General features: G+C 53.1%; 22 protein-coding genes. 16 read left to right on the plus strand and 6 right to left on the minus strand.

Annotated features, from left to right (window positions below; translation table 11 throughout):
• Nucleotides 1-50 precede the first annotated feature (50 nt).
• Together selD and topB are read left to right on the plus strand one after the other, a co-directional pair.
• Nucleotides 51-1,094, plus strand: coding sequence for a selenide, water dikinase SelD (gene selD / locus ACLJRE_RS05325; protein ID WP_023212250.1), 1,044 nt, complete (start codon nt 51-53; stop codon nt 1,092-1,094).
• A gap of 4 nt (nt 1,095-1,098) precedes the next feature.
• Nucleotides 1,099-3,048 (plus strand): DNA topoisomerase III, encoded by a 1,950-nt coding sequence (gene topB, locus ACLJRE_RS05330; protein ID WP_001235863.1) that lies wholly within the window; start codon nt 1,099-1,101, stop codon nt 3,046-3,048.
• A gap of 29 nt (nt 3,049-3,077) precedes the next feature.
• On the opposite strand, the gene gdhA is transcribed toward topB, so the two are convergent.
• The gene (gene gdhA, locus ACLJRE_RS05335) at nt 3,078-4,421 is read right to left on the minus strand and encodes an NADP-specific glutamate dehydrogenase (protein ID WP_000372865.1); all 1,344 of its coding nucleotides are present in this window, start codon (nt 4,419-4,421) and stop codon (nt 3,078-3,080) included.
• Between the two features lie 238 nt (nt 4,422-4,659).
• Between gdhA and ACLJRE_RS05340 the strand changes: the two genes are divergently transcribed.
• Nucleotides 4,660-4,935, plus strand: coding sequence for a YnjH family protein (locus ACLJRE_RS05340; protein ID WP_001254682.1), 276 nt, complete (start codon nt 4,660-4,662; stop codon nt 4,933-4,935).
• On the opposite strand, the gene ACLJRE_RS05345 is transcribed toward ACLJRE_RS05340, so the two are convergent.
• The gene (locus tag ACLJRE_RS05345) at nt 4,895-5,311 is read right to left on the minus strand and encodes a pyrimidine (deoxy)nucleoside triphosphate diphosphatase (protein ID WP_000592141.1); all 417 of its coding nucleotides are present in this window, start codon (nt 5,309-5,311) and stop codon (nt 4,895-4,897) included. The two genes, ACLJRE_RS05340 and ACLJRE_RS05345, sit on opposite strands and share 41 nt — an antisense overlap.
• A gap of 72 nt (nt 5,312-5,383) precedes the next feature.
• Nucleotides 5,384-6,190, minus strand: coding sequence for an exodeoxyribonuclease III (gene xthA / locus ACLJRE_RS05350; protein WP_000673954.1), 807 nt, complete (start codon nt 6,188-6,190; stop codon nt 5,384-5,386).
• Nucleotides 6,191-6,635: 445 nt separating this feature from the next.
• On the opposite strand from xthA, the gene ACLJRE_RS05355 reads away from it, so the two are divergent.
• From ACLJRE_RS05355 to spy, 6 genes are all read left to right on the plus strand, one after another.
• Nucleotides 6,636-7,862, plus strand: a complete 1,227-nt coding sequence (locus ACLJRE_RS05355) for an aspartate aminotransferase family protein (RefSeq protein ID WP_000059498.1) — start codon at nt 6,636-6,638, stop codon at nt 7,860-7,862.
• Complete coding sequence (gene astA / locus ACLJRE_RS05360) at nt 7,853-8,887, plus strand: arginine N-succinyltransferase (protein ID WP_001263889.1); 1,035 nt, start codon at nt 7,853-7,855, stop codon at nt 8,885-8,887. The genes ACLJRE_RS05355 and astA overlap by 10 nt, the downstream gene beginning before the upstream one ends.
• The gene (astD, locus tag ACLJRE_RS05365; protein ID WP_023212247.1) at nt 8,884-10,362 is read left to right on the plus strand and encodes a succinylglutamate-semialdehyde dehydrogenase; all 1,479 of its coding nucleotides are present in this window, start codon (nt 8,884-8,886) and stop codon (nt 10,360-10,362) included. Before astA ends, astD begins: the two co-directional genes overlap by 4 nt.
• Complete coding sequence (astB, locus tag ACLJRE_RS05370; RefSeq protein ID WP_001629620.1) at nt 10,359-11,702, plus strand: N-succinylarginine dihydrolase; 1,344 nt, start codon at nt 10,359-10,361, stop codon at nt 11,700-11,702. Before astD ends, astB begins: the two co-directional genes overlap by 4 nt.
• Entirely contained in the window at nt 11,695-12,663 is a 969-nt protein-coding gene (gene astE / locus ACLJRE_RS05375) for a succinylglutamate desuccinylase (protein WP_023212246.1), read from the plus strand. Before astB ends, astE begins: the two co-directional genes overlap by 8 nt.
• Before the next feature lie 335 nt (nt 12,664-12,998).
• Nucleotides 12,999-13,484 carry an ATP-independent periplasmic protein-refolding chaperone Spy gene (gene spy, locus ACLJRE_RS05380; RefSeq protein WP_001228999.1) on the plus strand — a complete coding sequence of 162 codons (486 nt, stop codon included), beginning with the start codon at nt 12,999-13,001 and terminating at the stop codon, nt 13,482-13,484.
• Between the two features lie 74 nt (nt 13,485-13,558).
• Here spy and cho read toward each other — a convergent pair whose 3' ends face one another.
• Both cho and nadE read right to left on the minus strand, forming a co-directional pair.
• The gene (gene cho, locus ACLJRE_RS05385; RefSeq protein WP_001605640.1) at nt 13,559-14,440 is read right to left on the minus strand and encodes an excinuclease Cho; all 882 of its coding nucleotides are present in this window, start codon (nt 14,438-14,440) and stop codon (nt 13,559-13,561) included.
• 120 nt (nt 14,441-14,560) lie between these two features.
• Nucleotides 14,561-15,388 (minus strand): ammonia-dependent NAD(+) synthetase, encoded by an 828-nt coding sequence (gene nadE / locus ACLJRE_RS05390; protein WP_000174980.1) that lies wholly within the window; start codon nt 15,386-15,388, stop codon nt 14,561-14,563.
• 218 nt (nt 15,389-15,606) lie between these two features.
• On the opposite strand from nadE, the gene osmE reads away from it, so the two are divergent.
• From osmE to chbG, 7 genes are all read left to right on the plus strand, one after another.
• Nucleotides 15,607-15,948 carry an osmotically-inducible lipoprotein OsmE gene (gene osmE, locus ACLJRE_RS05395; RefSeq protein WP_001039301.1) on the plus strand — a complete coding sequence of 114 codons (342 nt, stop codon included), beginning with the start codon at nt 15,607-15,609 and terminating at the stop codon, nt 15,946-15,948.
• A 300-nt stretch (nt 15,949-16,248) separates the two neighbouring features.
• Entirely contained in the window at nt 16,249-16,569 is a 321-nt protein-coding gene (chbB, locus tag ACLJRE_RS05400) for a PTS N,N'-diacetylchitobiose transporter subunit IIB (RefSeq protein ID WP_000412161.1), read from the plus strand.
• 82 nt (nt 16,570-16,651) lie between these two features.
• Nucleotides 16,652-18,010, plus strand: a complete 1,359-nt coding sequence (gene chbC / locus ACLJRE_RS05405; protein WP_000073063.1) for a PTS N,N'-diacetylchitobiose transporter subunit IIC — start codon at nt 16,652-16,654, stop codon at nt 18,008-18,010.
• Nucleotides 18,011-18,060: 50 nt separating this feature from the next.
• Nucleotides 18,061-18,408, plus strand: coding sequence for a PTS N,N'-diacetylchitobiose transporter subunit IIA (gene chbA / locus ACLJRE_RS05410; protein ID WP_000459883.1), 348 nt, complete (start codon nt 18,061-18,063; stop codon nt 18,406-18,408).
• A 10-nt stretch (nt 18,409-18,418) separates the two neighbouring features.
• Nucleotides 18,419-19,261 (plus strand): transcriptional regulator ChbR, encoded by an 843-nt coding sequence (chbR, locus tag ACLJRE_RS05415; RefSeq protein ID WP_000983393.1) that lies wholly within the window; start codon nt 18,419-18,421, stop codon nt 19,259-19,261.
• 124 nt (nt 19,262-19,385) lie between these two features.
• Nucleotides 19,386-20,741, plus strand: coding sequence for a 6-phospho-beta-glucosidase (locus ACLJRE_RS05420; RefSeq protein ID WP_023212245.1), 1,356 nt, complete (start codon nt 19,386-19,388; stop codon nt 20,739-20,741).
• A 12-nt stretch (nt 20,742-20,753) separates the two neighbouring features.
• Nucleotides 20,754-21,512 (plus strand): chitin disaccharide deacetylase, encoded by a 759-nt coding sequence (gene chbG, locus ACLJRE_RS05425; RefSeq protein ID WP_023212244.1) that lies wholly within the window; start codon nt 20,754-20,756, stop codon nt 21,510-21,512.
• A gap of 43 nt (nt 21,513-21,555) precedes the next feature.
• Here the strand turns inward: chbG and katE are convergent, their stop codons facing one another.
• Entirely contained in the window at nt 21,556-23,808 is a 2,253-nt protein-coding gene (gene katE, locus ACLJRE_RS05430; protein ID WP_000019097.1) for a catalase HPII, read from the minus strand.
• Nucleotides 23,809-23,873: the final 65 nt, after the last annotated feature.

Consider the following 23,873-nt stretch of genomic DNA (forward strand, 5'->3'; position numbering starts at 1 on the left):
ATCAGGGAATGAGCGCTACCATAGCGCGAATGCAATGACAGGAGATGTCCATGAGCGAGCAAGCCATTCGTTTAACGCAATACAGCCACGGCGCTGGTTGCGGTTGTAAAATTTCCCCTAAAGTGCTGGAGACTATCCTGCATAGCGAGCAGGCGAAGTTCGTCGACCCGAACCTGCTGGTGGGTAATGAAACCCGCGATGATGCGGCGGTTTACGATCTGGGTAATGGCACCAGTATTATCAGCACCACCGACTTCTTTATGCCGATAGTCGACAACCCGTTTGATTTTGGCCGCATTGCGGCAACAAACGCCATCAGCGATATTTTTGCGATGGGCGGCAAACCGATTATGGCGATCGCGATCCTTGGCTGGCCGATTAACACACTGTCGCCCGATATTGCGCGTGAAGTGACCGAGGGGGGGCGCTTTGCCTGCCATCAGGCCGGTATCGCGCTGGCGGGCGGACACTCTATTGACGCCCCGGAGCCGATCTTTGGTCTCGCGGTCACAGGCGTAGTGCCGACCGAACGGGTGAAGAAAAACAGTACCGCGCAGGCGGGATGCAAGCTCTTTCTGACCAAACCGTTGGGGATTGGCGTGTTGACCACCGCCGAGAAAAAATCGCTGCTTAAACCTGAACATCAGGGGCTGGCGACGGAAGTCATGTGTCGGATGAACGTTGCTGGCGCGGCGTTTGCCAATATCGATGGCGTAAAAGCCATGACTGACGTTACCGGTTTTGGCCTGCTGGGGCACCTGAGCGAGATGTGCCAGGGCGCAGGCGTGCAGGCGCTGCTTTGCTATCAGGACATCCCTAAACTGCCGGGTGTGGAAGAGTATATTGCCCTGGGCGCCGTACCGGGCGGCACAGAGCGCAACTTCGCCAGCTATGGTCATCTGATGGGCGACATGTCGCGTGAAGTTCGTAGCCTGCTGTGCGATCCGCAAACGTCAGGCGGTCTGTTGTTGGCGGTAACGCCGGACGCCGAAGACGATGTTAAAGCCACCGCGGCGGAATTTGGTATCGATCTGACCGCGATTGGCGAACTGGTCGAGGCCCGCGGCGGTCGCGCTATGGTTGAGATTCGTTAACCTGATGCGGTTGTTTATTGCCGAAAAACCGAGTCTGGGGCGCGCCATTGCGGATGTGCTGCCAAAACCGCACCGTAAAGGCGATGGTTTTATTGAGTGCGGAAACGGGCAGGTCGTCACCTGGTGTATTGGTCATTTGCTGGAACAGGCGCAGCCGGATGCGTATGACAGCCGTTATGCGCGCTGGAATTTGGCTGACCTGCCTATCGTGCCGGAAAAATGGCAGCTTCAGCCTCGTCCTTCCGTCACCAAACAGCTCAATGTGATTAAGCGCTTTTTGCATCAAGCCGGTGAAATTATTCACGCCGGTGACCCGGATCGCGAAGGGCAGCTTCTGGTTGATGAAGTGCTGGATTATCTCCAGCTTCCTGCCGAAAAGCGCCAGCAGGTGCGGCGTTGTCTGATAAACGACCTTAACCCGCAGGCGGTCGAGCGTGCTATTGACAGGCTGCGAGCGAACAGCGACTTCGTGCCGCTGTGCGTCTCCGCGCTGGCGCGAGCGCGAGCGGACTGGCTGTATGGCATTAATATGACCCGCGCTTACACGATCCTGGGCCGGAATGCCGGCTATCAGGGCGTGTTATCCGTGGGACGCGTGCAGACGCCGGTACTGGGGCTGGTGGTGCGGCGAGACGAAGAGATTGAGAACTTCGTCGCCAAAGACTTCTTTGAAGTAAAGGCGCACATCGTTACGCCTGCCGACGAGCGTTTTACCGCTATCTGGCAGCCGAGCGAGGCGTGCGAACCTTATCAGGATGAAGAGGGGCGCTTGCTTCATCGTCCGCTGGCGGAGCATGTAGTGAACCGAATCAACGGTCAGCCCGCGCTGGTAACCAGTTATAATGATAAACGGGAATCAGAATCCGCGCCGCTGCCGTTTTCGCTCTCGACGCTACAGATTGAAGCCGCTAAACGCTTTGGCCTGAGCGCGCAAAACGTGCTTGATATTTGTCAGAAGCTATATGAAACCCACAAACTGATTACCTATCCGCGTTCCGACTGCCGTTATCTGCCGGAAGAACACTTTGCCGGACGGCAGGCGGTCATGAACGCGATTAGCGTCCACGCCCCGGATTTACTGCCGCAGCCTGTGGTTAATCCTGATACGCGCAATCGCTGCTGGGATGACAAAAAAGTGGATGCGCACCACGCGATTATCCCGACGGCGCGCAGTTCTTCTGTCCATCTGACGGAAAACGAAGCGAAAGTGTACACCCTTATTGCGCGTCAGTATCTGATGCAGTTCTGCCCGGACGCGGTGTTTCGTAAATGCGTTATTGAACTGGAAATCGCCAAAGGAAAATTTGTCGCCAAAGCGCGTTTTCTGGCGGAGGCCGGTTGGCGGACGTTACTGGGCAGTAAAGAGCGCGACGAGGAAAACGACGGTACGCCGCTGCCGGTTGTCGCCAAAGGTGATGAGTTGCTGTGTGAAAAGGGGGAAGTGGTCGAACGCCAAACCCAGCCGCCGCGTCATTTCACCGATGCGACATTGCTTTCCGCGATGACCGGAATTGCCCGCTTCGTGCAGGATAAAGATCTGAAAAAGATCCTGCGCGCGACCGATGGGCTGGGGACGGAAGCCACGCGCGCCGGGATTATCGAACTGCTGTTCAAACGTAGCTTCCTGACCAAAAAAGGGCGCTACATTCATTCTACCGATGCTGGCAAAGCGTTAATACATTCGCTGCCGGAAATGGCGGCCCGTCCAGATATGACCGCGCACTGGGAATCTGTTTTGACGCAAATCAGCGAAAAGCAGTGCCGTTATCAGGATTTTATGCAACCGCTGGTCGGCACGTTATATCAGCTGATCGATCAGGCTAAGCGCACGCCGGTGAAGCGCTTCAGAGGGATAGTCGCGCCAGGCGGTGGAGAAAAGAAAAAGAGCGCGCCGCGTAAGCGAGCGGGCAAAAAAAGCCCGCCTGCTGAGGAGACAGGCCGTCAGACCGAATAAGCGTAAAGCCATCTGGCCTGACGACGGGATTAAATGACGCCCTGCGCCAGCATGGCGTCGGCAACTTTCACGAAACCGGCGATGTTGGCGCCCTGAACGTAGTTGGTATGCTTATTATCGCCGCCGTACTCGACACAGGCGTGGTGGATATCCAGCATAATGTGATGCAGACGGGCATCCACTTTCTCGGCTTTCCAGCTCAACCGCGCGGCGTTCTGCGCCATTTCCAGCCCTGATGTCGCCACGCCGCCTGCGTTGGCGGCTTTACCCGGCGCAAACAGTACGCCCGCCTCAAGGAAGAGATCGGTCGCTTCAATCGTGGTTGGCATATTTGCCCCTTCCGCCACGGCTTTTACGCCATTGGCAATCAGTACGCGCGCGGCGTCAACGTCCAGTTCGTTCTGCGTCGCGCATGGCAGGGCGATATCCACCGGTACGCTCCAGGGCTGCTGGCCTTCCAGATAGGTTAAGCCAAACTCACGGGCGTAGTCAGCGACGCGACCGTCACGGCTGGCTTTAATTTCACACAGACGCGCCAGCTTCTCTGGCGTGAAGCCACTTTCATCGACCACCGTCCCGCTCGAATCCGACGCGGTAACCACGCGCGCGCCAAAGGCCATCGCTTTCTCAATGGCGTATTGCGCTACGTTGCCGGAGCCGGACACGGCGACGCGCATCCCTTCGAAACCGAGACCATGACGTTTAAGCATCGCTTCGGTGAAGTAGACCAGGCCATAGCCCGTCGCCTCCGGACGAATCAGGCTGCCGCCGAAGGAAAGCCCTTTGCCGGTGAAGACGCAGGCGCTGTTATTGGAAAGCTTGCGCATCATTCCCGCCATAAAGCCCACTTCGCGCCCGCCCACGCCGATATCCCCGGCAGGCACGTCGGTATCCGGCCCTAAATGGCGATACAGTTCAGTCATCAACGCCTGGCAGAAACGCATCACTTCGCCTTCGCTTTTCCCTTTCGGATCGAAATCGCTGCCGCCTTTACCGCCGCCCATCGGCAACGTGGTGAGGGCATTTTTAAAGGTTTGCTCAAAGCCGAGGAACTTAAGGATGGAAAGGTTTACCGAAGGATGGAAGCGCATACCGCCTTTATAGGGGCCGATAGCAGAGTTGAACTGCACACGCCAGGCGCGATTTACCTGCACCTGGTTTTTGTCGTCCAGCCACACTACGCGAAACTGAATTACGCGCTCTGGTTCAACCAAACGTTCCAGTAAAGACATGTGGCGGTAACGGGGGTTTTGTTCAAGAAACGGCCACAGGGTGGTCATGACTTCACGGACGGCTTGCGCGAACTCGGTTTGATGCGGGTCGCGCTTTTGTACATGGTTGAGGAACGATTCCAGAGAACATGTCTGATCCATAGATATAAAAACCTCTTATATATTAATGTGGTTGTATTTGCGTTTTATCAGAATATGTATTTGCAGTTTTCGACTATACCATCAGCAATGTGACGGTAAGCAAGAAAAAAATGACGCTGCTAAGTAAATTCATAACGGGGCGAGGGTCATAACTAAAAGCGATGACAAAAGAGGATTAAAGTTTTCACGGCGGCTTACCGTTATACTGAGAATATACTTAGAAAAATAAGGAAATCCTATGCGCCGAAGCCTCGTGGTCGCCGTGATGGCGATAATGCCAATGGTCGGGCTGGCAAACCAGAACAGTCGTCCTGATATTCAGGTGAATGTCCCGCCGGAAGTTTTCAGCACGCGCGGTCAGTCGTCCCAGCCCTGCATTCAGTGCTGCGTTTACCAGGATCAGAATTACTCCGAAGGCGCGGTAATAAAAGTGGAAGGCGTCTTGCTCCAGTGCCAGCGTGACGAAAAAACCATCAGCACGAATCCGTTAGTCTGGCGTCGCGTAAAGCCATAAACGCCTGCAATAGCGGAATATCCGCCGGGGCGAGGGGGTACTCCAGCGCCTCTTCCGGCGTACACCAGGCTAATGCCTGATGTTCCAGCGCACGTATCAGACCGTTAAACGCAGGCACATGCCAGGCGTGCAAATGAATCCGTCGGCCAGACACGTCGCGTTGATGGCTGGCGATATAGACGCCGGGCGTGGCGTCAATCCCTAACTCTTCGCGTAGCTCGCGGATAAGCGCCTGCGGCTGGGTTTCGCCGGGTTCGACTTTACCGCCGGCAAATTCCCATAAACCGGCTTGATCCGCATGATCTGGGCGCTGGGCCAGCAGAATTTTGCCGTCGCGTTCAATGATGGCAGCAACAACATCGAGTTTTTTTATCATTGTTGTTAAGGTCGTTATTCCTGCCGGGAAGCGTCGCGCTATCCCGGCCTTACGGTTAATCAGAAAGCGGAATCAAACACGAAACGTCGCCCAGACCGGCGCATGGTCGGAGGGTTTTTCCATACTGCGAATGTCGTAGTCTATACCGGTTTCTGCGCAACGTTCCGCCAGCGGAGCGCTTGCCAGCAAGAGGTCGATACGCAGCCCGCGATTATCCACGAAACCTTTTGAGCGGTAATCAAACCACGAAAATTTATCCATCGTTTGCGGATTCGCCTGACGGAACGTGTCCACTAATCCCCACTTCAGTAACCGCGACATCCATTCACGCTCCTCCGGCAGGAAGGAGCATTTACCGGTACGCAGCCAGCGTTTGCGGTTCTCTTCGCCGATGCCAATATCCAGATCGGTCGGGCTGATATTCATGTCGCCCATAATTAATACCGGATTATCGCACTTGAGTTCCGTTTCAAGATAGTTTTGCAAGTTCTGATAAAACTGCGCTTTCGCGGGGAACTTCAACGGATGATCCCGGCTTTCCCCCTGCGGGAAATAGCCGTTAATGACGGTAATATTACCCAGCGGCGAGGGGATTTCCGCCATGATAATGCGGCGTTGCGCCTCTTCGCCATCATCCGGGAAACCGCGTCTGACGGAAATGGGCGTGGCTTTTGTTAGCAGCGCGACGCCGTAATGGCCTTTTTGTCCATGATAGAAAACGTTATAGCCCAGCTTCGCGACCTCTTCGAGCGGGAACATTTCGTCGTGGACTTTTGTCTCCTGTAGGCCGATCACATCGGGCTGGTGTTTTTCGACAATCGCTTCAAGCTGATGGGGACGGGCGCGCAGGCCGTTGATATTAAAAGAGACAAATTTCATAGTCACTGCCACTTTGCAAGGTGAATCGTGTTGGGATGGTAACAGAAATTTTACCGGGTGACTGCCACTCATCGTCAGATTCGGCCAATGGAAGCGTATGGTGTTTTCTATAGCGCGAAAATGGCACGGTTTGCGTGCAGATGCGCCAGAACGGGGCGGTAATTTCCAGTAAATTTCGTATAAGATCACAATTCCAGAATTATATTTGGCAACTGAATAATATTTCGCTTTTTCCTCTTTTTAGCCACCGATTATGTGGAAATATTCACTTTTCATGCAGTAAAAGTGAATATCGCTACGCTGTAACCCATTGATTTACCGTTTATCACTTCTGTTTATGCAATGTTAACGCTGGCTGGCACGAATGCTGCAATCTACATTTACAGCGCAAACACTCATATTAATTAACATATAGATAACTTTATTTTTACCAAAAGAGGTCGCTATGTCTCTGTCAGTTACGCGCGAAAACTTTGATGAATGGATGGTGCCGGTATATGTTCCCGCGCCTTTTATTCCTGTACGCGGAGAAGGCTCACGCCTGTGGGATCAGCAGGGGAAAGAGTACATTGATTTTGCTGGCGGGATCGCGGTCAACGCATTGGGACATGCGCATCCGGCGTTGCGCGAGGCGTTAAATGAACAGGCGAATCGCTTCTGGCATACCGGGAACGGTTACACCAATGAGCCGGCGCTGCGACTGGCGAAAAAACTGATCGACGCGACCTTCGCCGAACGCGTTTTCTTTTGTAATTCAGGCGCTGAAGCAAATGAAGCAGCATTAAAACTGGCGCGCAAATATGCCCACGATCGTGTCGGCAATCATAAAAGCGGCATTGTGGCCTTTAAAAACGCGTTCCATGGTCGCACGCTCTTTACCGTCAGCGCTGGCGGTCAACCCTCCTATTCACAGGACTTTGCGCCGCTGCCGCCGGATATTCGTCATGCAGCCTATAACGATCTGAACTCCGCCAGCGCGCTAATTGATGACAATACCTGCGCCGTGATCGTAGAGCCTGTGCAGGGCGAGGGCGGCGTGATCCCCGCCACGAAAGCTTTTTTGCAGGGGCTGCGTGAATTGTGCGACCGGCATCAGGCGTTACTGATTTTTGATGAGGTGCAGACGGGCGTCGGACGTACCGGCGAACTGTATGCATATATGCATTATGGCGTTACACCCGATATCCTGACGACTGCTAAAGCGTTGGGCGGCGGCTTCCCGATAGGCGCGATGCTGACCACGCAAGACTATGCCAGCGTTATGACGCCAGGCACCCATGGCACCACCTACGGCGGTAATCCGCTGGCGACGGCAGTTGCCGGAAAAGTACTGGATATCATCAATACGCCGGAGATGCAAAACGGCGTCAGACAGCGCCACGATGCGTTTATTGAACGTCTAAATACCATTAATGTACGTTTTGGCATGTTCAGTGAAATTCGCGGGCTGGGGCTACTGCTTGGCTGTGTGCTACAGACGGAGTTTGCCGGAAAAGCCAAACTCATCGCCCAGGAAGCGGCAAAAGCAGGCGTGATGGTGCTCATCGCCGGCGGCGACGTGGTGCGTTTTGCGCCAGCGTTAAATGTGAGCGACGAGGAGATAGCCACCGGGCTTGATCGTTTTGCCCTGGCGTGCGAACGCCTTCAGACGGGAGGCGCATCATGCGGGTGATTCGTCCTGTCGAACATGCGGATATCGCCGCGCTGATGCAGCTTGCAGGCAAAACGGGCGGCGGCTTAACCTCGCTACCGGCAAATGAAGCGACGCTGGCGGCCCGCATTGAACGCGCGCTAAAAACCTGGTCCGGCGAGCTGCCAAAAGGCGAACAAGGGTATGTATTCGTTCTCGAGGACAGTGAAACGGGTGAGGTCGGCGGGATCTGCGCCATTGAGGTCGCGGTCGGCCTTAATGACCCCTGGTATAACTATCGTGTCGGTACGCTGGTTCATGCCTCCAAAGAGCTGAATGTATATAACGCGTTGCCAACATTATTCCTGAGTAATGATCACACTGGCAGCAGTGAGCTTTGCACGCTGTTTCTCGATCCCGAATGGCGTAAAGAGGGTAACGGCTACCTGTTGTCAAAATCGCGCTTTATGTTTATGGCCGCGTTTCGCGATAAATTCAATGAGAAAGTGGTGGCGGAAATGCGCGGCGTCATTGACGAGCACGGTTATTCTCCCTTCTGGCAAAGTCTCGGCAAACGCTTTTTTTCTATGGATTTCAGCCGGGCGGATTTTTTATGCGGTACCGGGCAAAAAGCGTTTATCGCCGAGCTGATGCCCAAACATCCTATTTATACCCACTTCTTATCTGAAGAGGCACAGGCCGTAATTGGCGAAGTCCACCCGCAAACGGCGCCAGCCCGCGCGGTGCTGGAAAAGGAAGGCTTTCGCTATCGCCACTATATCGACATCTTCGACGGCGGGCCGACGCTGGAGTGTGATATTGACCGCGTGCGGGCCATTCGTAAAAGCCGACTGGTGGAAGTCGCGGAAGGGCAACCCGCGCCTGGCGACTATCCGGCATGTCTGGTCGCCAATGAAAACTATCACCACTTTCGGGCCGCGCTGGTGCGTGCCGATCCGCAGACTTCACGACTTGTACTTACCGCTGCGCAGTTGGATGCGCTGAAATGTCGCGCGGGCGACCACGTTCGGCTGGTACGCCTTTGCGCTGAGGAGAAAACCGTATGACGCTATGGATAAACGGCGACTGGATAACCGGTCAGGGCGAACGCCGCCGCAAAACGAACCCGGTGAGCGCGGAGATACTTTGGCAGGGGAATGACGCTAATGCGGCACAGGTCGCCGAAGCCTGTCAGGCGGCGCGCGCGGCGTTTCCTCGTTGGGCCAGAGAGCCTTTTGCCGCACGACAGGCTATCGTAGAGAAATTTGCCGCCCTGCTGGAGGCGCATAAAGCCGAGCTCACGGAGGTCATCGCACGTGAAACCGGTAAACCGCGCTGGGAGGCGGCGACGGAAGTGACGGCGATGATCAATAAGATTGCCATCTCGATTAAGGCTTACCACGCCAGAACCGGCGAACAAAAAAGCGAACTTGTCGATGGCGCCGCGACGTTGCGCCATCGTCCTCACGGTGTGCTGGCGGTATTCGGCCCTTATAACTTTCCCGGCCATTTACCGAATGGCCATATTGTGCCCGCGTTGCTGGCAGGCAATACGCTGATCTTCAAACCTAGCGAGCTAACGCCATGGACCGGGGAAACGGTAATAAAACTCTGGGAACGGGCGGGGCTACCGGCAGGCGTTCTTAATCTGGTGCAGGGCGGCCGGGAGACCGGACAAGCGCTAAGTTCGCTCGACGATCTCGACGGACTGCTGTTTACCGGCAGCGCCAGTACCGGATATCAGCTTCATCGCCAGCTATCCGGCCAGCCGGAAAAAATCCTGGCTCTTGAAATGGGCGGAAACAACCCGCTCATTATTGAGGATGTGGCAAATATAGATGCGGCGGTACATCTGACGCTGCAATCGGCGTTTATTACCGCCGGACAGCGCTGTACCTGCGCGCGACGCCTTCTGGTAAAACAGGGTGCGCAGGGAGATGCATTTCTGGCGCGGCTGGTTGACATCGCCGGACGTCTGCAGCCCGGCAGATGGGACGACGATCCGCAGCCGTTTATCGGCGGACTGATTTCAGCGCAGGCGGCACAGCATGTGATGGAGGCCTGGCGTCAACGAGAGGCATTAGGCGGGCGCACGTTACTGGCGCCGCGGAAGGTCAAAGAGGGAACCTCTCTGCTGACGCCTGGCATCATTGAGCTGACGGGCGTCGCGGATGTGCCGGATGAAGAGGTGTTTGGTCCGCTGCTGAACGTCTGGCGTTATGCGCATTTCGATGAGGCGATTCGTCTGGCGAATAATACCCGTTTTGGTCTGTCGTGTGGGCTGGTGTCGACGGATCGCGCGCAGTTCGAACAGCTCTTGCTGGAGGCGCGGGCAGGGATCGTTAACTGGAATAAACCGCTCACCGGGGCAGCGAGTACTGCGCCGTTTGGTGGTGTCGGCGCGTCTGGCAACCATCGGCCCAGCGCCTGGTATGCCGCCGATTATTGCGCCTGGCCGATGGCCAGTCTGGAATCTCCCGAACTGACGTTGCCTGCGACATTAAGCCCCGGCCTCGACTTTTCTCGCAGGGAGGCGGTATGACGGCGCATGAAGTTAATTTTGACGGGCTGGTGGGGCTTACGCACCATTATGCCGGGCTATCCTTCGGCAATGAGGCATCGACCCGCCACCGTTTTCAGGTGTCGAATCCTCGTCTGGCGGTAAAGCAGGGGCTGCTAAAGATGAAAGCTTTGGCGGATGCCGGCTTTCCCCAGGCGGTGATCCCGCCGCATGAGCGGCCTTTTATTCCGGCGTTGCGTCAGCTCGGCTTCACGGGTAGCGATGAGCAGATTCTGGATAAGGTTGCGCGTCAGGCGCCACGCTGGCTTTCCAGCGTGAGTTCCGCGTCGCCAATGTGGGTTGCGAATGCGGCGACGGTTTGCCCATCGGCAGACGCGCTGGACGGGAAAGTTCACCTGACGGTGGCGAATTTAAACAATAAATTTCATCGCGCTCTTGAGGCGCCTGTTACCGAAGCGCTGCTACGCGCCATATTTCGCGATGAAAGTCAGTTTTCAGTGCATAGCGCGTTACCGCAGGTCGCATTATTGGGAGATGAAGGCGCGGCGAATCATAACCGTCTTGGCGGCGAGTATGGTTCGGCAGGCGTACAGCTTTTTGTCTATGGGCGCGAAGAGGAGAATGAAATACGACCCGCTCGTTATCCGGCGCGCCAGAGCCGCGAAGCCAGCGAGGCCGTGGCGCGTCTTAATCAGGTGAATCCGCAACAGGTTATCTTCGCTCAGCAGAACCCGGAGGTCATCGATCAAGGCGTATTCCATAATGATGTCATCGCCGTTTCGAATCGACAGGTATTGTTTTGTCACGAAGCGGCGTTTGCCCGGCAGAAAGTGCTCATTAATCAGTTGCGTACGCGCGTTGACGGTTTTATGGCGATAGAGGTGCCCGCCGGAGAGGTTTCTGTATCAGATGCTGTGGCGACCTACCTGTTTAATAGTCAGTTGTTAAGCCGTGACGACGGCTCAATGCTGTTAGTGTTGCCGCGGGAATGTCAGGACCATGTCGGCGTCTGGCGCTATCTGAATAAGCTGGTGGCGGAGGATAACCCCATCAGCGCGATGCAGGTGTTTGATTTGCGAGAAAGTATGGCCAACGGCGGCGGCCCGGCCTGTCTGCGATTACGCGTGGTGTTAACAAAAGAAGAACGACGGGCGGTGAATCCAGCGGTAATGATGAATGACGCTCTGTTTACGGCCCTTAACGCGTGGGCGGATCGTTATTATCGCGATCGCCTGACCGCCGCCGATCTGGCCGATCCGTTATTATTGCGAGAAGGCCGGGAGGCGCTGGATGTGTTAACGCATCTGCTGGATTTGGGGTCGGTTTATCCTTTCCAGCAAACGGGGGCGGCTGATGGATAACTTTCTGGCGTTGACGCTAAGCGGCACGACACCACGGGTGACGCAGGGGAAGGGCGCGGGTTTTCGCTGGCGCTGGTTAGGCCATGGTCTGCTTGAATTCACGCCCGATGCGCCGGTCGACCGCGCGTTAATTCTTTCTGCGGGGATACACGGCAATGAAACCGCGCCGGTAGAGATGCTGGATAAGCTGCTGTCGGCGCTGTTCTCAGGCAGCTTGATGTTAACGTGGCGAGTGCTGGTGGTGCTCGGCAATCCGCAGGCGCTGGCGGCGGGAATACGCTATTGTCACAGCGATATGAACCGTATGTTTGGCGGGCGTTGGCAGTCCTTTGCCGAAAGCGATGAAACGCGGCGGGCGCGTGAGCTGGAGCTAAGTCTGGAGACCTTCTTTTCATCTGGCCAGGCGCGGGTACGCTGGCATCTGGATCTGCATACCGCCATTCGTGGCTCGCATCATTTGCGTTTTGGCGTATTGCCGCAGCGCGACCGCCCGTGGGAGGCGGATTTTCTGGCGTGGCTGGGCGCGGCAGGACTGGAGGCGTTGGTATTTCATCAGGCGCCCGGCGGTACGTTTACGCACTTTAGCTCTGAACATTTCGGCGCGCTTTCCTGTACCCTGGAGTTGGGAAAGGCGTTGCCGTTTGGGCAAAACGATCTGACGCAGTTCAGCGTAACCTCGCAGGCGTTGTCGGCGCTGCTGAGCGGTATCGAAACGTCAAGCTCATCTTCGCCGCCGCTACGCTATCGGGTGGTGTCGCAAATCACGCGTCACAGCGACAAGTTCGCGCTTTATATGGATGCGCAAACGCTGAATTTTACTGCCTTTGCGAAGGGAACGTTGCTGGCCGAGGAGGGGGATAAGCGCGTGACGGTGACGCATGACGTTGAATATGTTCTCTTTCCTAATCCCTCTGTCGCCTGCGGATTGCGGGCTGGATTAATGCTGGAAAGACTGCCTTGATAAATGTCCCTGTAAGCTCACGTTAGGATTACAGGGATGATTTGGGACACAGTTTCATGCTATTACGGATTATTCCTGGAGAATTGCTTTATTAATAAGCGTTGCTGCGTTATAGTTCTGCATAATTTCTGCTATATCATGCTACTGTATATTTATCTTTCAACTCTGCGCAATTTATTCTTTTTTTCTTCACAATTGGCGAAAAAGTGTTTTTTATACTTTCATTGTTTTACCGTTGTTATGACTAATTGACGCTAAGACGGTTAAAGTTAATCACGACAACACGGCGCTGTTTTAAATATGCCGTAAAAATAACTGAAAGGAAGGATGGAAATATGCGTAAACTGACTGCTCTATTTGTTGCCTCTACCCTGGCGATGGGTGCTGCGAATCTGGCTCATGCCGCTGAGACTACCACCGCCGCGCCAGCGGATGCGAAGCCAATGATGCAGCATAAAGGTAAATTTGGCCCACATCACGATATGATGTTTAAAAACCTGAACCTGACAGACGCACAGAAGCAACAAATTCGCGATATTATGAAAGCGCAGCGCGAGCAAATGAAACGTCCGCTGCTGGAAGAGCGTCGCGCCATGCATGATATTATCGCCAGCGATACCTTCGATAAAGCCAAAGCCGAAGCGCAAATTACGAAAATGGAAGCGCAGCGCAAGGCCAATATGCTGGCGCATATGGAAACCCAGAATAAAATTTATAACGTTCTGACACCGGAGCAGAAAAAGCAATATAACGCTAATTTTGAGAAGCGTCTGACAGAACGCCCGGCGCAACAAGGTAAAATGCCTGCTGCGGCAGAATAACTTTCCGCATAATTTAAGACCGCCGGTCTTGTCGACAACACAATCGTTGAGGTGGACAGGATCGGCGGTTTTCTTTATGACTGGCGACAGTCGGTGTGCAGTTCAATGATCTCATATTGACCTGACATTAACGGTTTACAGAGAATTTTATAGCCATCCTGATCAAAGCCCGCAGGGGTGCGCACCAGGGTGGTGGCCTCATCCAGCGAGGGGACCGCCCCCAGCCATAACCAGTTGTTGATAATGTGGAACTGGGTCATTTGTGGGCGGCTCTCTTTTAACGCGATAGCGCCTTTCCAGGGCCAGCAAACCACACGTAACCGTTCCAGTGAGGCCTGCAGGCGAAGAAAATGCGCCTGCGGGGTTTCTTGCCCACAGCACGCGCCAGCGCAGCGCTTCAGAGCGAAACGAAAACAGGCGCGCCCACGGCTTACCGGTTCAAGCCCCAGCAGGCCATAACACAATTTTTGTTCATCGGCGAGGTTCTGTAAGCTTTGCAGCGCCGCCCGACGGTTGGCGAAGAGCCCAAACAGGTTCGGCTCATGGGAAAAATCGACGCTGCGGGCGGAAACGACCTCAATCTTTTGTTCGCTCAACTGTAGAGAGCAAAGCTGGCGATTACGCCGTAACCGCTTGTTAAACAGCGGCTGTTGTTCTTTGATCAGCCGCGCCTCCAGCAGCAACGCGCCCATTTCCCCAGCGGTGCAGATCCAGCTTATCCGCCGCGCCTGTCGCAGCATAGCGGCCTCGTCAGGCGTTCGCAGATGTGAGAGCACCCGGCTGCGAATATTTACGCTTTTACCGATATAAAGCGGCAGCGTATCGCTTTCGCTATGAAATATATAGACGCCCGGTAAGGCTGGCGCTTCGCTGAGGAAAGGACGTAAATGTTCTGGATATTCGTAAATGGCCGCCGCTTCAAACTCAAGGCGGGGGGCTGATTGACGCCGTACCACAGTGATCTCCGTTAACTGGTTATTCATCCAGTATAACAGCGGATGGGTGATTAAAAAAGAGGCTGGGAAGAGAGGAGGCCGGATAGACGAGCGATATCCGGCGCAACAGTAGAAGTACGCTTACTTTTTCCAAAAGTCGTCGAATACCGTAATCGGTAAACGGCGCTTATGTTCAGTTTTTACATACCAGCCTTCGATAGTTTTAGCGATGGCGGGGTCCAGCGTTTTGCCTTCCAGGTAATCGTCAATATTGTCATACGTTACGCCCAGCGCGGCTTCATCAGGTAGTGAAGGGCGGTCGTCTTCCAAATCGGCGGTGGGGACTTTTTTATACAGATGCTCAGGACAGCCCAGCGCTGCGAGAAGCTGTTTGCCCTGGCGTTTGTTAAGGCGATGAAGCGGGTTAATGTCGGTACCGCCATCGCCATATTTGGTGAAGAACCCGGTTATCGCTTCCGCCGCATGGTCGGTGCCCACCACGACGCCGTGAGTCATACCGGCGATGCTATATTGCGCTTTCATTCGCTCACGCGCTTTTTCATTGCCGCGAACAAAATCGCTCAGCTCAATTCCCGCTTCGCGCAGCGCCTGTTCGCTGGCGAGGACGGCGCCTTTAATATTGACGGTGAGTACTCTGTCCGGCTGAATAAAAGCAATGGCGTCCTGGCAATCCTGTTCATCGGCCTGCACGCCATAAGGCAGACGAACGGCGATAAACTGCAGCGCATTATCACCGGTCTCTTCCCGCAATTCGGCGATAGCCATCTGGCTAAGTTTCCCGGCCAGCGTCGAATCCTGCCCGCCGCTGATGCCTAACACCAGCGATTTCAAAAAGGGATAGGTTTTCAGGTACGCTTTAAGAAAATCCACGCTGCGGCGAATTTCTTCTTCAGGGTTGATATGCGGTTTCGCGCCAAGCGCCTGGATTATCTCTTGCTGCAGAGTCATTTAACCCCCTTCGACATTAAAAAAATGAATCTTTACCCTGTTAAAGCTAACCCTTCGCCGCTGAAACGACAAGGTTTGGCGGGCTAAGCGGTGTTTAAAACAACATATCGCCGCGTTAGAGAATTTTCCGAAAGGCTTTTTGTGGCGGGTCGCGGCTTGAAAAATATTCTGATGTATTCCAGGCTTACATAACACGCTGATAAACAAGAGGACGGAAAATGAACAAGAACGTAGCAGGAATTTTAAGCGCAGCGGCGGTAATGACTATGCTGGCAGGCTGTACGGCGTATGATCGTACAAAAGACCAATTTGTTGAGCCTGTCGTTAAAGATGTTAAAAAAGGAATGAGCAGGGCACAGGTTGCGCAGATTGCGGGCAAACCGTCATCTGAAGTGAGCATGATTCATGCGCGCGGTACCTGTCAGACCTACATCCTGGGTCAACGTGATGGTAAAGCGGAAACCTACTTTGTTGCGCTGGATGATACCGGGCACGTGATTAACTCCGGCTACCAGACCTGTGCGGAGTACGACACTGACCCACAGGCGCCGAAGCAGTAACAACTGTACATTGCCTGAACATTCAAGGAAACCGGCCTGCGAGCCGGTTTTTTTGTGCCTGCAATAACCTTATTTATTATCGCGAATTATTTGCCCGAAATGTGAGGGGGGTCATAACGCCAGGTCAATGAGAGACAATTTAGTGGGTCAAGGAAATACCATCCGGCGGTCCGATCCCGTATACTCATTTCAGCCACCTAAAAAAGTAAATCCGGTTACGCAAGTCGCCCAGAGTATGGATGCAGGTTGAGGCTTGCGGCGTATCTGGTTGACAGATAATCGCACATGAGGAAGGTTTTTATGGAAAAGAAACACATTTATCTGTTTTGTTCTGCGGGCATGTCAACATCGTTACTGGTATCAAAAATGCGCGCTCAGGCTGAAAAATATGAAGTACCGGTTATTATTGAAGCATTCCCTGAAACCCTGGCCGGTGAAAAAGGCCCGGCAGCGGACGTCGTGTTATTAGGCCCGCAAATTGCTTATATGCTCCCCGAAATTCAGCGTTTATTACCCGGTAAACCGGTAGAAGTCATTGATTCAATGTTGTACGGCAAGGTAGATGGTTTAGGCGTGCTTAAAGCTGCGGTAGCGGCAATTAAAAAAGCCGCCGCGAATTAATTATTTTTTAATTTTTCCCGTCAAAGAGTTATTTCATACACTAACCGCAATATTTTATTGCGGTATTTAAGGGTATTTTTCTATGAGTAACGTTATTGCTTCACTTGAAAAGGTACTCCTTCCTTTTGCTGTAAAAATAGGAAAGCAGCCACACGTTAATGCAATCAAGAACGGCTTTATTCGTTTAATGCCATTAACCCTTGCGGGGGCGATGTTTGTATTAATTAATAACGTTTTCCTGAGCTTTGGGGAGGGGTCGTTTTTTTATTCCATGGGCATTCGGCTTGATGCCTCAACCATTGAAACACTTAATGGATTGAAAGGCATCGGCGGGAACGTCTATAACGGCACATTGGGCATTATGTCGCTCATGGCGCCATTTTTTATCGGCATGGCGCTGGCGGAAGAGCGCAAGGTTGATGCGCTGGCCGCCGGACTGCTCTCCGTGGCGGCATTTATGACCGTAACGCCGTATAGTGTCGGCGAGGCCTATGCCGTAGGCGCTAACTGGCTGGGCGGCGCGAATATTATCTCCGGTATTATTATTGGCCTGGTGGTCGCGGAGATGTTTACATTTATTGTCCGGCGTAACTGGGTGATTAAGCTACCGGACAGCGTACCGGCTTCGGTGTCTCGTTCATTCTCAGCATTAATTCCCGGCTTTATTATTCTCTCTATTATGGGGATTATTGCCTGGGCGCTGTCTAATTACGGTTCTAACTTCCATCAGATTATTATGGACACTATCTCTACGCCGCTGGCATCGCTGGGTAGCGTGGTAGGGTGGGCATATGTCATTTTTGTACCGCTGCTGTGGTTCTTTGGTATTCATGGTTCGCTGGCGCTGACCGCGCTGGACAGCGGCATCATGACGCCCTGGGCGCTGGAAAACATCTCTATTTACCAGCAGTATGGCTCCGTCGATGCGGCGCTGGAAGCCGGTAAAACGTTCCATATCTGGGCGAAACCGATGCTGGATTCTTATATCTTCCTCGGTGGTAGCGGCGCAACGCTGGGTCTGATCATCGCTATCTTCCTCGCATCTCGTCGCGCGGACTATCGCCAGGTGGCAAAACTGGCGCTGCCGTCAGGTATCTTCCAGATTAACGAACCCATCCTGTTTGGTCTGCCGATTATTATGAACCCGGTGATGTTTATCCCCTTTATTCTGGTACAACCGATTCTGGCGGCGATTACGCTGGTGGCTTACTATTTGGGTATTATTCCGCCGATTACCAATATTGCGCCGTGGACCATGCCAACCGGGCTGGGGGCGTTCTTTAACACCAACGGCAGCGTCGCCGCATTACTGGTTGCGCTATTTAACCTAGCGGTCGCTACCCTGATTTATCTCCCCTTCGTGGTGGTGGCTAACAAAGCGCAGAACGCCATCGAGCAGGAAGAAAGCGAAGAAGATATCGCTAACGCACTGAAATTCTAAACTCCGCGTCGGCATGGGATGCCATGCCGGGCTGAATCAGAGGAAAGACTATGTTTGATCTTGAAAATGTTGTAGATAACCAGACAGCGGCTGAGGAACTCGAAGAAGTCGTTATGGGGCTTATCATCAATTCTGGTCAGGCGCGCAGCCTGGCATATGGCGCGCTCAGAAAAGCGAAAGAAGGCGATTTTGAGGCGGCGAAAGCGATGATGGACCAGTCGCGCATAGCGCTCAATGAAGCGCATCTTGTGCAGACAAAACTCATCGAAGGCGATCAGGGCGAAGGTAAAATGAAAGTCAGTCTGGTCCTGGTTCACGCTCAGGATCATTTGATGACCTCAATGCTGGCTCGTGAACTGATCGCCGAGTTGATTGAGCTCCATGAGAAACTGAAATAACAGGGGGCGGATGATGCAGCTACAGGTTAACGCAACGGAAATCAAAACGGTTTATGAGCAGCAGCTCTTCAATGGCAAAAATTTCCATGTGTTTATCTATAACAAGACGGAAAGCGTCACCGGGCTGCATCAGCACGACTATTATGAATTTACCCTGGTATTAACCGGACGTTATTACCAGGAGATTAACGGGAAGCGTGTGCTGCTGGAACGTGGAGATTTTGTTTTTATCCCGGTGGGTTCGAATCACCAAAGTTTCTATGAGTTTGGCGCAACGCGTATTCTGAACGTAGGAATTAGTAAACGTTTTTTTGAACAGCATTATCTTCCGTTACTGCCGTTTTGTTTTGTGGCATCGCAGGTATACAGGGCGAATAGCACCTTCCTTACCTATATTGAAACGGTGATTGCGTCGTTGAACTTTCGCGGTAATGGGCTCGACGAATTTATTGAAGTGGTGACATTTTATATTATAAACCGCTTACGTCATTACCGCGAAGAGCAGGTTTATGATGATATTCCACAATGGCTGAAAGCAACCGTGGAGATAATGCATGATAAAACGCAGTTTGGCGAACATGCGCTGGAAAATATGGTGCGCCTGTCGGCAAAATCCCAGGAGTATCTGACGCGCGCCACCCGACGTTATTACAGCAAAACGCCGATGCAAATCATTAATGAGATTCGCATTAATTTTGCCAAGAAACAGTTGGAAATGACCAACTATTCGGTTACGGATATTGCTTATGAAGCCGGGTATAGCAGTCCAAGTCTGTTTATTAAAACGTTTAAGAAGATGACCTCATTCACGCCGAATAGTTATCGGAAGCGATTGACGGAAATTAATGAGTAACGGTTTGCATTGCTCGATTAATTACATTTCACGCTTGCCCCAATAGCGCGGGGAACGTCACGCTATTTCTTACGAGCGGGCATAGCGTAATACATATCAGTGTCATACACTGAAGGGAGATATTATGAGCCAGAAATTAAAAGTCGTCACTATTGGTGGCGGGAGCAGCTACACCCCTGAATTACTTGAAGGCTTTATTAAACGCTACCATGAATTACCTGTCACCGAATTATGGCTGGTTGACGTTGAAGGCGGGAAAGAGAAGCTGGGCATTATTTATGATCTCTGCCAGCGAATGATTGATAAAGCAGGCGTTCCGCTAAAATTGTATAAAACGCTGGATCGCCGGGAAGCGCTGAAAGACGCTAATTTTGTTACTACCCAGCTACGCGTTGGTCAACTCAAAGCCCGTGAACTGGACGAGCGTATCCCGCTTAGCCACGGCTATCTGGGGCAAGAAACCAACGGCGCTGGCGGTTTATTTAAAGGGTTGCGTACCATTCCGGTTATTTTTGACATCATTAAAGATGTTGAAGAATTATGTCCGAATGCGTGGGTCATTAACTTTACTAATCCGGCGGGGATGGTGACGGAAGCGGTTTATCGTCATACCAACTTTAAAAAGTTCATTGGCGTATGTAATATTCCTGTCGGCATGAAAATGTTTATTCATGACGTGCTGGCGCTGAATGAGAATGACGATCTTTCCATTGACCTGTTTGGTCTAAACCATATGGTCTTTATTAAAGATGTGCTGGTGAATGGCACCTCACGGTTCGCAGAATTACTGGATGGCGTGGCGTCCGGTCAGTTGAAAGCATCAACCGTAAAAAATATCTTTGATCTGCCGTTTAGTGAAGGATTGATTCGCTCGCTGAACATGCTGCCGTGCTCTTATTTGTTGTATTACTTCAAGCAAAAAGAGATGCTGGCGATTGAAATGGGCGAATATTACAAAGGCGGCGCGCGCGCTCAGGTCGTACAGAAAGTGGAGAAACAACTCTTCGACTTGTACAAAAATCCTGAGCTAAACGTGAAGCCGAAAGAGCTTGAACAACGCGGCGGCGCTTATTATTCCGATGCCGCTTGTGAAGTCATTAACGCTATTTATAATGACAAGCAGACTGAGCATTACGTTAATATTCCACATCATGGGCATGTCGAGAATATCCCGGCGGACTGGGCGGTGGAAATGACCTGCATTCTGGGACGCAATGGCGCGACGCCGCACCCGCGTATCACCCGTTTTGACGAAAAAGTGCTGGGGCTTATCCACACTATTAAAGGATTTGAGGTCGCGGCCAGCAATGCGGCGCTGAGCGGAAACTTTAATGATGTGCTGCTGGCGCTTAACCTGAGTCCGCTGGTGCATTCCGACCGCGACGCAGAAGTCCTGGCGCGTGAGCTCATTCTGGCGCATGAAAAATGGCTGCCTAATTTTGCCGCTTGCATCGAAGCGCTTAAAGGTAAGCACCACTGACAGAGGTAGGCTATGGAACGCGTGTTGATTGTGAATGCCGATGATTTTGGCCTGAGTAAAGGGCAAAATTACGGCATTGTTGAAGCATATCGCAACGGCGTTGTGACCTCCACGACGGCGCTGGTCAATGGCGAGGCTATTGACCATGCGGCGCAGCTTAGCCGCGAGCTGCCTGCGCTTGGGGTGGGAATGCATTTTGTTTTGACGTTAGGCAAACCGGTGTCAGAGATGCCGGGCCTGACGCGAGACGGCCTGTTGGGGAAATGGATCTGGCAAATGGCGGAGGAGGATACGCTTCCGCTGGATGAAATTGCGCATGAACTGGCGTGTCAGTATCAGCGTTTCATCGACGTATTTGGCCGCGAGCCAACGCATCTCGACAGCCACCATCATGTGCATATGTTCCCGCAAATTTTCCCCATCGTCGCCCGCTTTGCGGCGCAGCGCGGGATTGCGTTACGTATTGACCGCCAGACGGTGTTGAACGCCGACGATCTGCCGTCGGATTTGCGCAGCACTCAAGGATTTAGTAGTGAATTTTACGGCGAGGAGATCACCGAAGCGTGCTTTTTACGCATTCTGGATGCCTCGGCGCATCGAGGAGAAGCCTCTCTGGAGGTGATGTGTCATCCGGCATTTGTGGACAACATTATTCGCCAGAGCGCCTATTGTTACCCCCGCTTAACTGAACTGGAGGTGTTGACGTCTGTGTCACTCAAGGCAGCGATTGCAGAACGTGGATATCGTCCTGGCAGTTTTCTTGATATTTAGCTCCTGAGTTTGCGGCGCAAGAATGCGCCGCATTTTTTGCCGTTTATGCAGGAATCGCGTTAATTTTCCCCGCACGCGACCAGACACGGTGTGCCGCCATCAACGTCAATAGAGTGTCCATAAAGTGGTGGTCAACGTTATCTGCCTCAACAAGTCCTTCTTCCCCCTGGCTATCAATGTTTAAAAGCGCCTTAAACCGTCGGGCGTCGCCTGCCAGTGCGATGGGCTTCAGATGTTTGTAGGCTTCCAGAAGGTAGTAACGGGCATCGCCGCAACTCTCGATATCGGCAATATTGCCGCACGGTACTATTACCGCATCGACCGTTAGCGACGGCGCGCCGGCAAAGGTTGCCGCAATAGTTAATGTTGAACCGTCATCAGCCGTTACTTCACCCATCCGTGAATAGAGCAGTTTTGCGTGGACGCCTTTAGCTTTTAAAGCCTGCAAAATGGTCAGCAGATCGGCGGCGTTAACCTTGTCGTTCAGCAGGATAGCGACCACGCGGCCTTTAACATCGCCGTCCGGCACCGCATACAGGCTGAGCGCCGGATCTTTTTTCAGACCGTTGACATCAGGAGGCGGGGCAATTTGCGTTTGCTCATGGGTGAGTGCAAAACCGAGATTATGCGCGACGCCCTGAGCCAGCGTGACATCAATATGCGCTAACTGATCGACCACCCGCTCCCGAATATACGCGCGGGCGACTTTACCCAGTTCAAAGCTGAACGCGTCAATAATATGCTGCTGCTCTATCGGCGTCTGACTGAGCCAGAACAGGCGAGGATGCGCGTAATATTCACCAAAAGAAGGGCTGCGTTCGCGGATTTTATTGCCATCCACGCGTTCCTGGTATGATTCGAAGCCGCCGCGTTTTGGCGCTGGCGGCGTTTCGCGCGGCCAGTTGTCATTAATGGAGTTCGGTTCATAGTTCGCCGGATTGGTGTCGATATCCATCCGGTGCATACCGTCACGCTGGAAGTTATGGTAGGGGCAGGTAGGGCGGTTAATCGGAATTTCGTGGAAGTTTGGCCCGCCCAGACGGCTGATTTGCGTGTCGGTATAAGAGAACAGACGCCCCTGTAACAGCGGATCGTTGGTAAAATCAATGCCGGGAACAATATGCCCTGGATGAAATGCCGCCTGTTCGTTTTCAGCGAAAAAGTTATCCGGATTACGGTTTAACACCATTTTGCCGACGCGTTGTACTGGCACCAACTCTTCCGGAATCAGTTTGGTCGGATCGAGCAGATCAAAATCGAATTTAAATTCATCCTCTTCGGCAATGAGTTGTAGGCCCAGCTCGTATTCCGGGAAATCGCCCGCTTCGATGGCCTCCCACAGATCCCGGCGGTGAAAATCCGGATCGCGACCGGTCAGTTTTTGTGACTCATCCCACACCAGCGAGGCTTTACCTGCCAACGGTTTCCAGTGGAAACGGACAAAGGTCGCTTTCCCTTGTGCATTGATCAGACGGAAGGTGTGAATGCCGAACCCTTCCATCGTCCGATAACTCCGTGGAATACCGCGATCCGACATTGCCCACATGACGTTGTGCAGCGTCTCAGGCTGTAAGGAAACATAGTCCCAGAAGGTGTCGTGCGCGCTCTGTCCTTGCGGAATAGCCCAATGAGGTTCGGGCTTAACGGCGTGCACAAAATCCGGAAACTTATGCGCATCCTGGATAAAAAAGATCGGCGTGTTATTACCGACGAGATCGAAAATTCCCTCTTCGGTATAAAATTTGGTCGCAAAACCGCGGATATCACGTACGGTATCAGCAGACCCCGCGCCGCCCTGTACTGTCGAAAAACGAACAAAGACCGGGGTAATTTTCTGTGGATCGCACAGAAACGCGGCTTTCGTGATGTCGCTCAGGTCTTTATATGGCTGAAAATAGCCGTGCGCTGCAGATCCGCGGGCGTGAACGATCCTCTCCGGGATACGCTCATGGTCAAAGTGGGTAATTTTCTCGCGCAGGATAAAATCTTCCAACAGCGTAGGGCCACGGCTGCCGGCGCGAAGAGAATTTTGATCGTCGGCGATGCGCACGCCCTGATTGGTGGTCAGCGCATAATTTTCGCTGCCTTTACGAAAGGCGTCGAGGGCAGTGAGCTTATCATTCGCGGTCTCGGGCGCTTTTAAGCTGCCGGGGGCCGTCGGTTGCGCGCCCGGCGGCGTCGGTTCTGGCGTGGGGCGATGTGAACCGTCTGACGGCGCCAGGGAGTCCAGGCCGGGCTGTGATTCACGGGTATCATGCACGGGGGACTGATGGGGGGATTTCTCATTATGCGACATTGAACTCGTCTCCTGCTTTCATCACTGAAATGGGCGTGGTAGTAGTCAAAATCACTCTAACTATA

Origin of the sequence: Salmonella sp. SAL04157 (genome assembly GCF_046551635.1) — a bacterium.
GTDB lineage: Bacteria > Pseudomonadota > Gammaproteobacteria > Enterobacterales > Enterobacteriaceae > Salmonella > Salmonella enterica.